The following is a 14,112-nucleotide window of genomic DNA, read 5'->3' as shown; positions in this document are numbered from 1 at the left end:
GCCATACGTTTGCCCTACAATACAGCACTATGAGCTATTTAGAATTGATAATCCCTTTCGGGATACCGCCAGCAAGCTTTGCCAAAGACCTGTTAAAAGAAATGCATACCTCTGCGTTGGCCCGCTTAATTGCCTGTGCGGGCAAAGCGCAGGCGCAGTCTGCAGACGATTTTTCACGCGCACTGAGCTATGAATACTGGCTTGCCGGAGAGTTTCCTCCCAAAGAAAAAGTCAATAGCCCGTCTATTGCCTGGAACCGCATGCAAACGCATGGTCTGACACCTGAAGCCGGTCATTGGTTCATCTTGCAACCCGTGCACATCCATATTGCCCGTGATCATCTGGTGCTAACAGATCAACGGCAACTGAATATCATCGAAGCCGAATCCCATGCCTTGTTTGAACAGGCGAAAGCAAGTTGCGAGGAAATGGGGCTGCGACTCTCGTTCGGCGACGCGCAGACCTGGTTTTTGCGCGCTGATGAATGGGCTGAGCTGCAAACCGCCACAGTAGATGCTGCTTGCGGACACAATATTGACATCTGGATGCCTAAAGGCGAATTTGAACGGCCATGGCGCAAGCTGCAAAATGAAATACAAATGCAGTGGTTCACCCATGAAGTCAATGCCCAGCGTGAGATGCGCGGTGCCAAAGTCATCAATTCTGTGTGGATATCAGGCGGCGCGCAGAGTTTGAATCCGGACTTGAAAAAAATTAGTACAGCAACTGACTGCACGCAACATCTGTCTCAGTCACAAGCAGCGAACCAACAATTACCTGTTTTGCTCGGTAGTCTATGTGAAGCTGCCATCAATAACGACTGGGCGTTATGGCTGGATAATATGCACGAGCTGGAAAAAAACTGGTTTTCTCCATTGCTGGCAGGTATGCAGAACAAACAAATCACCAGTTTGAAACTGAACTTCAGCGATGCCCATAGAATCGCCAGCTTTGATGTCACTCCGTGGTCTTTGCGTAAATTCTGGGTCAAACCCTCATTACATCACTTATTTTCGATTTCATGACACGTATTACAGTACGCCCCTGCCCTTTCCGTGAATCTGAAATGTTGCGCCAGAATGGCTTGCATCCAGTACTGGCACGCTTGTACGCCTCACGCGGCGCAACAGGTGAAAAAGAACTCAGCACCGAATTGAATGCCATGCTGCCACCTGCCGGACTCTTGCATATAGACCAGGCTGCAAAGTTTTTGGCAGATGCCATCGCGCAAAATAAAAAACTCGTCATCGTGGCCGATTATGACTGCGATGGTGCCACCGCCTGCGCAGTAGGCTTGCGTGGTTTGCGTATGCTGGGGGCAAATGTTGATTACATCGTGCCGAACCGTTTTGAATATGGCTATGGCCTGACGCCAGAAATTGTCGCACTGACGCAAAAAGAAAAATCTCCAGACGTCATTGTCACCGTCGATAATGGTATTGCCAGTGTGGATGGCGTTGCAGCGGCCAATGCCCAAGGCATTGCCGTGGTCGTCACCGACCACCATTTGCCGGGCGATCATTTGCCGGATGCTGCTGTCATCGTCAATCCCAATCAGCCTGAATGCGGCTTCCCCAGCAAGAACCTGGCCGGTGTGGGTGTCATGTTTTATGTCTTGCTGGCTTTGCGGGCAGAATTGCGTCAACGCGGCGTGTTCGACCAGCAAAATCAACCCAAACTCGATACGTTGCTGGATTTGGTTGCGCTGGGCACGGTTGCTGACGTGGTAAAACTGGATGCCAATAACCGCATCCTGGTAGCACAAGGCCTGAAGCGTATGCGCGCTGGTCGCATGTGCGCAGGCATCGCTGCACTCTTCCGCGTTGCTGGCCGCGAGCCGCGCAATGCCAGCCCTTTTGACCTTGGTTTTGCCTTAGGCCCCAGGCTAAACGCAGCTGGCCGGTTGGCGGATATGGCGCTGGGTATAGAATGCCTGACCACGGATGATGAAGGCCGTGCCTGGCAAATCGCCCAGGAACTAAACAGCATCAATGCTGACCGCAAAGACATAGAACGTGAAATGCAGGACGTCGCTCTGCTGCACCTGGACGATTTCCAGCCGCAAGACAGCAATACAATTACGGTATTTGATGAAAGCTGGCATCAAGGTGTCATTGGCATCGTCGCCTCACGCCTGAAAGACAAGTTTTATCGCCCCACCATTACTTTTGCACCTGGTGGCGAGGGATTGATCAAGGGCTCTGGCCGTTCCATACCTGGCTTTCATTTGCGGGATGCACTTGATCTGGTATCCAAGCACGCACCCAGCCTGATCCAAAAATTTGGTGGTCATGCAATGGCAGCAGGCCTGACTTTGCGGGCTGAAGACTTTCCAGCATTCCAGCAAGCTTTTGAATCTGTGGGGAAAAGCTGGTTGCAAGCACACCAGCTTGAACGTGTCGTGGAAACAGATGGTCCACTGGAAGAAGCGTATTACACGACAGACTTTATTCGCCTGCTGGATACTCAGGTCTGGGGACAGGGTTTCCCGCCTCCCATATTTTGCGATGACTTTAAACTGATATCACAGAGGATATTAAAAGAGCGCCATCTGAAGCTGGTGCTGGAGAAAAACAAGCTGCGCTATGATGCCATCTGGTTCGGCCATACTGATACTCTGCCTGAAAACGTCCACGTCGCCTTCAGGCTTGATGCCAATGAATACAATGGCGTCACCAGAGTACAGTTAATGGTGGAGCACATAGATTAACGCCGTGTTGGTGGCGCTCCATTTACTGAAGCAAGAAGTCCTGGATGTGGCAGGCTAGCAAAGCCAGGTTGCGCTCCAGTTTGCTGGTCGCCACCGTCTTATCTTCATCAAGTATCTCCAGGCTGTGATTACCTTCGAGCACTACAATTTTGAATCGTGCTGCCATGGGCCCGGCAAACTCCCGCAGAGTATCCAGTTCGCAATAAGGATCTGCATTCCCGGCCAGCATTAGAACTGGCCTTTTTTCTAGCTCAGCACCGGGATAATTCTGTTTCACCAGGCTGAGTTCATCCCCTCCAGATTTGTCTGCCACACATAAGGGCGTCAATAGCACACAGCTTTTCACAGCAGGCTGTTGCTGAAAAAAACGCCAGGCGACTATGGAGCCAAAAGATTTCCCTGCGACCGAAATATTCTGTTGTTGTATGCGCCTATCGCTTGTTGCAAGGCGCAACACTGATGTCATGTCCTGCAACTCCGGTATTAAATCTGCTGAAGGCTGTCCATGGGCAGCGTCAGAAGTATAAAAAGACCAGTTGAATCTGAATACAGCAAAACCTTGCAACAGCAAGTGATGGGCAACTTGCGCCATGACTGGCCGGTGCATGTCATAGCGCAGGCCTGGTGCCAATATCACTGCAGGAAACGGACCAGGCCCTGCCGGGAACCCTGCGATAACATCGGGGAGTATGTCATCCGACCAGTTGATTTTTTCTAAGTCGATATGCATGAAACGCTGAGATGAATAGTGAAGTGCATTGTTTTTGTAAATTGCTTATACCTGAAACTCATATCGATTTTGACGGCACAAGCAATCTTTTGGTTCCGCGCAAAAAAAGTGAAAAAATTTATTCTCTACTATGCATCATATTTGCAACACTGAGCAAATCTTCTTTGCAAGATATTGCGTTCCATGGTGGCTATATGATTTGTCGATTTTTTTTTCAAAATTTTCTTCGGCCTTGTAACAAAATAATACAAATCTTATCGAATTGCTGCACAATACAAAAATCTGTGCGGTCGGCTATGGCACAATCGTTTTGTCATTTTTACTGGTACTTATTCACTGTGGAGAGTCTGGATGAAAAAAGGTAATTGGTTATTGAAGACTGGCGCTTTTGTTGTGATTGGCGCTTTTGCAGGTTTGCATGCAGGCGCGGCGATGGCCGCCAAGACTTTGGTATTTTGCTCTGAAGGTAGTCCAGAAGGTTTTAATCCGCAATTCTTTACTACCGGCACCACGGCAGATGCCGGCTCAGTGCCCATGTATAACCGTTTGGTAGAAATGGAAACCGGTACCACCAATATCACGCCTGCACTGGCAGAGTCCTGGGATATTTCGGCCGATGGTCTGACCTATACCTTCAAGCTGCGCAAGGGTGTAAAGTTCCACAGCAATGCCAAGTTCAAACCTAGCCGCGACCTGAATGCCGACGATATACTTTTCAGCTTTTATCGCATGGCAGATGAAAATCATCCCTTCCATAAAAACACGCCAGGCCAAACCTATGCCTACTTTCAGGATCTGGGTATTAACAAGATCGTTGATAAACTCGAAAAAGTCGATGACCTGACTGTACGCTTTAAACTCAAACGTCAGGAAGCGCCTTTTCTCGCCACACTGACGATGGATTTCATGTCTGTTCATTCTGCTGAATATGCGCAGAAAATGAAGGCGGCAGGAACGCCAGAACTAATTGATAAAGAAATCATAGGCACAGGTGCCTTCCAATTCGTCTCTTACCAAAAAGACGCCATCATCCGTTACAAGGCACATGATGGCTATTGGGATGGACGTCCGAAAATCGACAATCTGATTTACGCAATCACCCCGGATGCATCAGTACGTTATGCCAAACTCAAGGCTGGCGAATGCCATGTCATGGCCTTGCCAAAACCGGCCGATGTAGAGTTGATGAAGAGTGATCCAAATATCAAACTGCTGACACAACAAGGTTTGAATATTGGTTATGTCGGCTTCAATGTCGAGAAAAAGCCATTTGATAGCAAGCTGGTGCGTCAGGCTTTGAATCTGGCGGTAGATCGCGCATCGATACTGAAATCCGTCTATGCAGGTACGGGACAAATCGCAAAGAATGTTATCCCGCCTACGATGTGGTCGTATAACGACAAGATCAAGGAATATCCTTACGATGTCGCCCAGGCCAAAGAATTGTTGGCCAAGGCAGGTTATGCGAATGGCCTGGAAGTTGAACTTTGGTATTTGCCGGTATCCCGCCCCTACAATCCAGACGGCAAGCGCATGGCCGAATTGATACAGGCAGACTGGGCAAAAATTGGCGTCAAAACCAAGCTGACCACTTACGAATGGACTGAGTATAAAAAACGCAGCAAAACTGGTGAACAGCATGCCATGATGTTTGGCTGGTCTGGCGACAATGGTGACCCGGATAATTTCTTTGAACCAATTCTGGGCTGTGAAGCTGTCAAAGGCGGCGGCAATATTCCAAGATGGTGCAATAAGGATTATGAGGATTTGATCCAGAAAGCCAAATTGACACCAAAACAAAGTGAAAGAGCCAAACTTTACGAGAAAGCCCAGGAAATAGTGCGGGAAGAAGCACCTTTACTCTTGCTGGCACACTCTTTGCGTTTCACTCCTGTACGAAAAAATGTGATCGGCTTCAAAATGGATTCCACCGCCCATCATTATTTCAAAAAAGTAGATTTGGATAAATGAGTACTGCTTACTGGTGAACAACTCGTGGCACCAATTTTGCTCAACACTTGCAATTTGGTGCCATCGTTGTATCTGCTTGTTGCTTTTTCAGTTTTTATGATGCTGTTTGCAGGTTTGTCTTAAAAAGGTTTTTCGATGCTGGGTTTTATTCTCCGACGCCTGGGTGTAGTCATCCCTACTTTCCTTGGCATCACGCTGTTGGTTTTTTCTTTGATACATCTGATACCCGGCAATGTTGTCGAAGCCATGACAGGCGAGCGCGGCATGGATGCCGAACGGTATGCCAGCCTCATGCATCTGTATGGGCTTGATCAGCCTCTGTACCAGCAATATTTTTCTTATCTGGGCAAAGTTCTGCAAGGCGACTTAGGTCGTTCCATCATCACGCAGGAACTGGTCAGCAAAGAATTTTTCACTCTGTTTCCGGCAACGCTGGAACTATCTCTATGCGCAATTATTTTCGCCGTTGTGCTTGGCCTTCCAGCCGGCATATTGGCTGCGTTGAAGCGCAATACCTTTCTTGATTATTCTGTCATGGGCGCGTCCCTGACAGGCTACTCCATGCCTATCTTCTGGTGGGCACTCTTGCTCATCCTGATGTTTTCCGTGACTCTGGGCTGGACGCCGGTGTCTGGCCGCATCGATATTTTGTTTGATCTGCCGCATGTGACTGGCCTGATGTTGGTCGATAGCTTGCTGTCAGGTGAAGAAGGCGCTTTCAAATCAGCCGTCATGCATCTGATCTTGCCGGCGATTGCGCTGGGCACGATTCCACTGGCCGTCATTGCCCGCATGACCCGCTCTGCGATGCTGGAAGTACTCAAGGAAGATTATGTCCGTACTGCGCGTGCCAAAGGCATGTCTTGGATGCGGGTAGTCTGGGTGCATGCCTTGCGCAATGCACTGATACCAGTCGTCACCGTCATCGGCATGCAAGTCGGTACGCTGCTGGCTGGTGCCATCCTGACTGAAACTATCTTCTCCTGGCCAGGCATAGGTAAATGGCTCATCGAAGCGATACAAAGGCGTGATTATCCAACTGTGCAAGGTGGGATATTGCTGATCGCCACCATCGTCATCACTGTCAACCTGATTGTTGATGTGTTGTATGGCGTGATCAATCCGCGCATACGCCACTAATACAATGCGTAACTTCAATCCTCGTTTAAAAGATTTGATCGCAGAATTATGAGCAATACCAATTTACCTGCAAATGCCGTAGCTGTTATTGCAAACTTGTCACCGCCGCATCCCTTGATTGAGTTCTGGCATTACTTCAAGCAAAACCGCGGTGCCGTCATCGGCCTGGTGCTGGTTGGCATACTGAGTTTGTGTGCCTTGTTTGCGGAATGGATAGCGCCGCATTCTGCTATAGAACAATTTCGCGAATCCACGCTGGTACCACCCGCATGGACAGCAACTGGCAGCAGTAAATTCATACTAGGTACGGACCCGGTTGGGCGCGACATCTTGTCCCGTCTCATTCATGGCTCACGCCTGTCGCTGTTTATAGGTCTGGTCTCCGTCACCCTGTCCATGGGCGTGGGTGTGACCCTGGGTCTGATCGCCGGTTTTTCACGTAGCTGGACCGGGCGCTTTGCCCGCATGCTGGAGACGATCATCGTACGTTTCATGGATATCCTGCAAGCCCTGCCCAGCCTGTTGCTGGCAATCGCAGTCGTCGCGATACTCGGCCCTGGCCTGATGAATGCCATGTATGCCATTGCAATTGTTCTCATGCCTTCATATGCAAGGCTGACACGTGCGGCTGTCAGTGGTGAGCTGAACAAGGATTATGTCAATGCATCCCGCATTGCAGGCGCCGGCAATTTGCGTTTGATGTTTAATTGCGTGCTGCCTAACTGCGCGGCTCCTATCATTGTGCAGGCTACGCTGGGATTTTCTACCGCGATACTGGACGCAGCAGCACTGGGCTTCCTGGGTCTTGGTGCACAGCCGCCAACACCAGAATGGGGCTCTATGCTGGCCAGCGCCATGGAATTTATACAAAGTGCCTGGTGGGTGGTCACATTCCCTGGTCTGGCGATTCTGATTTCCGTACTGGCCTTTAACCTCATGGGTGATGGCCTGCGCGATGCACTCGACCCCAAGTTAAAACGCTGAACAAAAGATTCAACATGAAACCATTATTGGATATTAAAAATTTGCGCGTTGAATTTGGCTCGGAAGCTCAGCCATTCAAGGCAGTTGATGGTCTTGATCTGTTCATAGAACAAGGTGAAGTGGTTGGCATCGTCGGAGAATCCGGCTCAGGCAAGAGTGTCACCTCGCTGGCCTTGATGGGGCTGATCGATTTTCCTGGACGTGTGCGTGCCGATCAAATGGAATTTGATGGCCGCGATCTGCTGAAGATGAAGGACAAGGAAAGACGGCAATTGCTGGGCAAGGATATTGCAATGATCTTCCAGGATCCCATGACCAGCCTGAATCCTTGCTACACCGTCGCTTTTCAGTTGATGGAGACCTTGCGTCTGCATCAAGGCGGCAAGGAAAAAGACTTACGCGCCAAGGCGCTGGCTTTATTGAAGCAAGTCGACATCCCCGACCCGGAAAGGCGCATGAACGCCTATCCCCACCAGCTCTCCGGTGGCATGAGCCAGCGCGTCATGGTGGCTATCGCCATTGCCTGCAACCCGCGCCTGCTGATTGCAGATGAACCTACTACGGCGCTGGACGTTACCGTGCAAGCGCAAATGCTGGAATTATTACTGCAATTACAGCGTGAACGCGGTATGGCCCTGATGCTGATTACCCATGATCTGGCCGTCGTTGCCCAGACTGCCAAACGTGTTGTGGTCATGTATGCAGGCCAGGTATTGGAAACTGGCACCGTGCCAGAAATATTCGATACCCCCAAACATCCTTACACCCAGGCATTGCTGGCAGCCCTGCCCGAACACAATATTGGCAAAGCACGCCTGCAAACCATACCGGGTGTTGTACCAGGTTTATATGACAGACCAACAGGCTGCCTGCTATCACCGCGTTGCAGTTATGCGACCGAACGCTGCCAAACTGACAGACCACAATTACAAGGACAGGCAAATGCCCAGGTGCGTTGCCATTTTCCTCTGGATGCGCAAGGTGTGCCGGGTAATGGATGGCAAGCACCACAAATTGATCAGGCAGCATGATGCAAAATACCACTACTACTCCCGTATTGCTCGAAGCAAAAAACCTGGCCAAGCATTACGCTGTATCACAAGGTTTTCTCAAACCCAAAGCGCTGGCAAAAGCACTCGACGGCGTCTCATTCCAACTGACTGCAGGCAAAACCCTGGCCGTGGTGGGTGAATCAGGTTGCGGCAAATCTACCCTCGCCCGCCAGATCACCATGATAGAAACGCCAAGCAGCGGCGAGTTATGGATGGGGGGCAAGAATATTGCCCATGCTGACAAACTCACACTCAAGCAAGTGCGCCCATTGGTGCAGATGGTATTCCAGAATCCTTATGCCAGCCTGAACCCGCGTAAAAAAGTCGGGGCCATGCTAGAAGAACCCTTGATCATCAACACTCGCCTGCCATCTACCGAGCGTGAAGAAAAAGCGCGCGCCATGATGGCAAAGGTAGGCTTACGACCTGAGCACTACGGACGCTACCCTCACATGTTTTCCGGAGGACAAAGGCAGCGCATTGCTATTGCAAGGGCACTGATGCTGGATCCTGAGGTTATCGTCGCCGATGAACCAGTCTCGGCCCTGGACGTATCGATACAGGCACAGGTCTTGAATTTATTAATGGATTTGCAACAACAAAATGGTGTTGCCTATCTGTTCATCTCCCATAATCTGTCAGTGGTTGAGCATATAGCTGACGATGTGCTGGTCATGTATCTTGGGAAAACCGTTGAGCATGGCGACAAGCAAAGCATTTTCCAGCGCCCACTACATCCCTACACCAAGGCATTGCTGGCATCAACACCACGCATAGATCCGGCGCAGCGCCAGCAAAAAATGATGCTGGATGGTGAATTGCCCTCACCACTGGCCCCGCCACCAGGATGCGCCTTCAATAATCGCTGCCCGCATGCCATTGAAAGATGCCGTCAAGAAATGCCATTATTGAGGCCATTTGATAACCGACTCGTTGCCTGCCACAGAGTGGAAGAAATTACCTGAAACTTTTACTAAATCTAGCGAACTTCGTTAAACTCTTGCAGTCTTAAGCAGACAAGGAATTGTTGCAAACGATTTATTTACTTTTGCAATAATTACCAAAGACAGCCTAAAAGGCTGTCTTATTTTTATTCCTACCTTCACTCTCAGGAGACCCCAAAGTGAAAGCACAAGTACTTAGCGCTATCGCGCTGATGATCGCCGGCACAGTTGGCAGTCAGCTCGCAATTGCCGCAGAACCAGCAAAAGCGGCATCGGCGACACCAGTTCTGTTGTCAGGTATAGAATCCATGCATAACGATGCCACAGTGCGTGCCCAGGATGATTTTTTTCGCCATGCAAATGGCCGCTGGTTAAAAAATACCAAAATCCCTTCCGACAAATCTTCTGCAGGTGCCTTCATGGACTTGCGCGAAGCGACCATTCCTCATTTGCACGCTCTCATCGAAAGTTTGTCCAAAACAAAAAATGAGCCCGGAACAGACGCGCAAAAAATTGCGGATATGTATGCCAGTTACATGGATACGGCACACATTGAATCCCTGGGCCTGAAACCGTTGCAAGCTGAATTTGCTAAAGTAGATGGCATAACGGACAAAAAACAGATTTCTGGCCTGATGGCCTGGCTGAACCGTGCCAGCATAGGTGCGCCCTACGATTTCCAGGTTCATCAAGACAACAAGGATTCCACCAAATACGTATTTGACATAGCCCAGGCTGGTTTGGGTTTACCCGACCGCGACTATTACCTCAATAATGACGACGCGAAATTAAAAGATTTCCGCGCCAAGTATCAGAAGCATATAGCAAAAATGCTGACGCTGGCTGGTGACAAAGAGGCAGTAAAACATGCGGCAGATGTACTCGCCCTCGAAACAGAACTCGCAAAAATACAATGGACCGAGGTTGAAAAGCGAGATCCAGTCAAGGCTTACAACAAAATTGAAATAAGCAAACTTGATGCTTTAACACCGGGCTATGACTGGAATGCTTATCTTGCCGAAATGGGCGTCAAAGGCAAGGTCGATTACATCATCGTCAGCCAACCTAGTTACCTGACTGGCCTGAACAAGATTTTACAAGATACGTCCCTGGATACTCTCAAAGTCTATTTCAAATGGCATATCCTGCGTTCTGCCGCAGGACAGTTGCCAACAAAATTCAGTGATGAAAGTTTTGCGTTTAACTCCACCGTATTGTCTGGTGTTCCAAAACAAGAAGCACGCTGGAAACGTGGCGTGCGACTGGCGGATTCTGCGCTCGGCGAAAGCTTGGGGAAACTTTATGTGGCCAGACACTTTCCAGCAGAAAGCAAAGCAAGAATGGAGCAATTGGTCGGCAATTTACTGCTGGCCTATAAACAAAGTATAGATACGCTGGACTGGATGAGCCCGGAAACAAAGAAAGAAGCACAGGCAAAGCTGGCTACCTTCACACCCAAGATTGGCTACCCAAACAAATGGCGCGACTATTCTGGCCTGAACATTACCAAAGGTGATGCAGTAGGCAACTTGCGCAATGCCCGCATGTATGCCGCGCAATTTGAACTGAACAAACTTGGCAAACCTGTCGATCGTGACGAATGGGGTATGACGCCGCAAACCGTCAATGCCTATTACAATCCAGAGCTCAATGAGATCGTCTTCCCGGCAGCGATACTGCAACCGCCATTCTTCAACGCTAAAGCTGACGACGCAGTCAACTATGGTGGCATAGGTGCCGTCATTGGTCATGAAATCAGCCATGGTTTTGATGATCAAGGTGCACAATATGATGGTCAGGGTAATTTGCGCGACTGGTGGACGAAAGAAGATCATGACAAGTTCGCGGCCAAAACTGCTGTCCTGGTCAAGCAGTATGGGGCTTTCAGCCCTATCCCAGGTTACAAGGTCAACGGCGAATTGACTTTGGGTGAAAATATTGCAGACAATTCTGGTCTGGCAATTGCCTACAAAGCCTACAAACTGTCACTTGGTGGCAAACCAGCACCAGTCATTGGTGGCCTGACTGGCGATCAGCGTTTCTTCATGGGTTTTGCACAGGTATGGCGTGGAAAAATGCGTGAAGCAACCATGATTGCGCGCTTGAAAACAGATCATCACTCCCCAGGAGAAATCCGCGCAAATGGCAGCCTGCGCAACATGCAGGGTTTCTACGATGCCTACAAACTCAAGGAAGGTGACAAGATGTTCCTGGCACCTGCTGAGCGTGTCAGCATCTGGTAATCACTGCCGTTCTTTAAGTCTGCATTAAGTTAAAAAGCCAGCACTGAAAACAGTGCTGGCTTTTTGCATTCAGGCTTGATCAGTTTGACTTACTGATTGCCTGCAATTTCACGACTACTTCCCGGCTATTTCCCGGCTATTTGATCCTGACTCTGACGGCACCTTCGGCAAGCAGGAGTGCCTTTTTCGTCGGATCTTCGGTAGAGCTCAGACCCAGATTTTCCAGGGTAATCTCAAATTTTTTCCCGGCTATTGTCGCGTTGATCTCAGGGATGGTGTACACATCAAATGTCTTGCCACCCAGCCCCAATCTTACGGCAGCCATCACAACGGGATCAAAGGCATTCAATATGCCACTGATCATGCTATCCATCCAGCCAGGCAAGCCGTTGAAATGCCAGTTCACGACAATAGCGTCCAGTGACTGGAAGATCAACCTGACCTTGTTATCAGAAGTAACATCAACTGACGCCGTCACATGCGCAAACCCATCGCCACCTGCACCTGGATTAACAATGCCTATGGCAAAATCTGCATATCCTGAAATATCTATTTTGAGTTTATAGGTATTGCCAGAGCGTGCTGTCACTGTGAAATTCGGGTTCTTGAATTTCAACTCATATCTTGCAGAGATATCAAAAGACCCAAGTATGCCAAAGTTGATGCGCGTACTCCATTTATCGTCAATCGAAAAATCTTTCAAGACACTGGCAGCGGCGGCGTCCAAAGCGTTCGCGTCTACACCACAGAACAGGCGTCCGCGCGGCCATGCTTGTGGAAATGGCGGGTTGACTGAGTCCGGAAGTATGCTGGTTGATGCCAGTATGTATGGTGGCTGGGAAGAAATAACTGGATTAGCAAATGGAATACCATTCAACTCAAGAGCAGGGATCGCTATATGGTCCAGAATATTTTTATTCAGGTGGTTCAACAAGAGAGGCAGGAAGACGTGATTCAAGGATGCTTCCAGCAATTTTTGCAGATGCTCATCCATCTGATGACCAGGTAGATGCAACGCGCCGGCATTCAAATGTATCGTCAGGCCATGCTCTGGATTAGTGTGAATAAGGGCAGAAGCATCCAGCGTAGCGTGTACTTCGGCGGCAATACCCCCTCCGACATTGAGTCTGATCTCATCCACCCGCACTGAAAAACTTGCCGAGTTTGCAGCCGTCAACCAGGCTTTTTTCTCTTCTGGCAAATCTTGCTGATTTTCCAGCTGCTGCTGGTAGAGTCGTGATGGCTGAAGACTGAAAACCGGTACGGTAGCAATATCAAAACCCACGGTCGTGATGCCTTCGTTGCCTACGTCTATGGACTCTTTAAACACTTGCGGATAACAACCATGATAAATCGCCTCTGAAACCCTGTTCAATGCAATCTCATCGCTGCCTGCGACAACATTGTAAGTACGCATTGCTGTGCGCCACAGCTCATTGTCCGCACCAGCTGCCCATGGATACGCCAGTAAAGTATTACCCTGATCCCGATAAGGATAATTACCGCTGATGTTTAATTTTAATTCCCAGTTTGTCCATGAGTTAATGGCATTGTAGAGACCTGCAACATTGTCATCTCGCCAGACACAAGCATCATTCTTGTCAATCTGGCTCACGTCTTTTAGCTCGGTTGACATACCCTGTCCACGAGCTATGCATAAATTTGATTTTGCCTTATTGATCAAGGCATAGCCTTGCCCGGCTTTCACCATGCGCTTTTCCCAGGTTTGTAAATCGTCATCGGTACGGACAGAGACTTCCAGCTCGTTGCGGACAGGATTAAGCGTTATGAGTAAAGGTTTTCCAGAAACCGACTTGGCCTTGGAAATGATGGATACATAATTCGGCGCCCTGAGAGCAAGCCTGACGATGATGCCGTCGATTGCCCTGGATTGCCCACGGCTTCCACAAAACGCTCCATTGGAAAACCAGGCGGTCTCTGTGCCATCCCGCAAATACGCCATATAAAAAATATCGTATTTCGCCAGTTTGTCACCGTTCACTTCAATCGCAAAACCTTCAACAGGCAGTCGCTTGCCACGATTGCCGACAAATTCACCGTCGTTCACCCAGCCAGTGTCACCATTTTTGCTGACATGCGCCATGTAGCGCAGCCCCAGACCGCTGGCAGGCGGGAAAGTTATTTGAAAACCTTCCAAGGCTTTAATCTTGCCAGTGTCACCGGCAAATTGATCCGGCCCAAAACTTAAATCACCTTTATCTTCCACATGCACGAGCACAGTAAAGTTGGGGGTAGTCATTTCTTTTCCTCTTTCAAAATAAAAAGCCAGCCTTCATCACCTGAATGACCTGACTGTCAGTTCTTCACCGCGTGGCAT

The 14,112-nt window shown here is 49.3% G+C and carries 10 protein-coding genes; 8 read left to right on the top strand and 2 right to left on the bottom strand.

Features of this window, described 5'->3' with window-relative positions:
- Positions 1 to 29 precede the first annotated feature (29 nt).
- Both ACO0LL_RS04900 and recJ read left to right on the top strand, forming a co-directional pair.
- Positions 30 to 1,025, top strand: coding sequence for a hypothetical protein (locus ACO0LL_RS04900; protein WP_422949765.1), 996 nt, complete (start codon positions 30 to 32; stop codon positions 1,023 to 1,025).
- Positions 1,022 to 2,710 carry a single-stranded-DNA-specific exonuclease RecJ gene (recJ, locus tag ACO0LL_RS04895; protein WP_422949764.1) on the top strand — a complete coding sequence of 563 codons (1,689 nt, stop codon included), beginning with the start codon at positions 1,022 to 1,024 and terminating at the stop codon, positions 2,708 to 2,710. The genes ACO0LL_RS04900 and recJ overlap by 4 nt, the downstream gene beginning before the upstream one ends.
- 22 nt (positions 2,711 to 2,732) lie before the next feature.
- On the opposite strand, the gene ACO0LL_RS04890 is transcribed toward recJ, so the two are convergent.
- Positions 2,733 to 3,440: an alpha/beta hydrolase gene (locus ACO0LL_RS04890; protein WP_422949763.1), complete on the bottom strand. Its 708-nt coding sequence runs from the start codon at positions 3,438 to 3,440 to the stop codon at positions 2,733 to 2,735.
- Positions 3,441 to 3,791: 351 nt separating this feature from the next.
- On the opposite strand from ACO0LL_RS04890, the gene ACO0LL_RS04885 reads away from it, so the two are divergent.
- The 6 genes from ACO0LL_RS04885 to ACO0LL_RS04860 all read left to right on the top strand — a co-directional run bounded on the left by ACO0LL_RS04885 (position 3,792) and on the right by ACO0LL_RS04860 (position 11,774).
- A complete protein-coding gene (locus ACO0LL_RS04885; RefSeq protein WP_422949762.1) occupies positions 3,792 to 5,411 on the top strand; it encodes an ABC transporter substrate-binding protein in 1,620 nt (539 codons plus the stop codon).
- A gap of 135 nt (positions 5,412 to 5,546) precedes the next feature.
- Positions 5,547 to 6,551: an ABC transporter permease subunit gene (locus ACO0LL_RS04880; protein WP_162041246.1), complete on the top strand. Its 1,005-nt coding sequence runs from the start codon at positions 5,547 to 5,549 to the stop codon at positions 6,549 to 6,551.
- A 48-nt stretch (positions 6,552 to 6,599) separates the two neighbouring features.
- Positions 6,600 to 7,535: an ABC transporter permease subunit gene (locus ACO0LL_RS04875; protein WP_422949761.1), complete on the top strand. Its 936-nt coding sequence runs from the start codon at positions 6,600 to 6,602 to the stop codon at positions 7,533 to 7,535.
- A gap of 14 nt (positions 7,536 to 7,549) precedes the next feature.
- Entirely contained in the window at positions 7,550 to 8,566 is a 1,017-nt protein-coding gene (dppD, locus tag ACO0LL_RS04870) for a dipeptide ABC transporter ATP-binding protein (protein ID WP_422949760.1), read from the top strand.
- Positions 8,566 to 9,552 carry a peptide ABC transporter ATP-binding protein gene (locus ACO0LL_RS04865; RefSeq protein ID WP_422949759.1) on the top strand — a complete coding sequence of 329 codons (987 nt, stop codon included), beginning with the start codon at positions 8,566 to 8,568 and terminating at the stop codon, positions 9,550 to 9,552. The genes dppD and ACO0LL_RS04865 overlap by 1 nt, the downstream gene beginning before the upstream one ends.
- 191 nt (positions 9,553 to 9,743) lie before the next feature.
- Entirely contained in the window at positions 9,744 to 11,774 is a 2,031-nt protein-coding gene (locus tag ACO0LL_RS04860) for a M13 family metallopeptidase (protein ID WP_422950014.1), read from the top strand.
- Positions 11,775 to 11,910: 136 nt separating this feature from the next.
- Here ACO0LL_RS04860 and ACO0LL_RS04855 read toward each other — a convergent pair whose 3' ends face one another.
- Positions 11,911 to 14,034 (bottom strand): hypothetical protein, encoded by a 2,124-nt coding sequence (locus tag ACO0LL_RS04855; RefSeq protein WP_422949758.1) that lies wholly within the window; start codon positions 14,032 to 14,034, stop codon positions 11,911 to 11,913.
- Positions 14,035 to 14,112: the final 78 nt, after the last annotated feature.

This window comes from Undibacterium sp. TC4M20W (assembly GCF_049340245.1).
Taxonomy (GTDB): domain Bacteria; phylum Pseudomonadota; class Gammaproteobacteria; order Burkholderiales; family Burkholderiaceae_D; genus Undibacterium.
The sequence above is the reverse complement of the archived record's forward strand: the minus strand, read 5'-3'. Positions and strand labels throughout refer to the sequence as shown.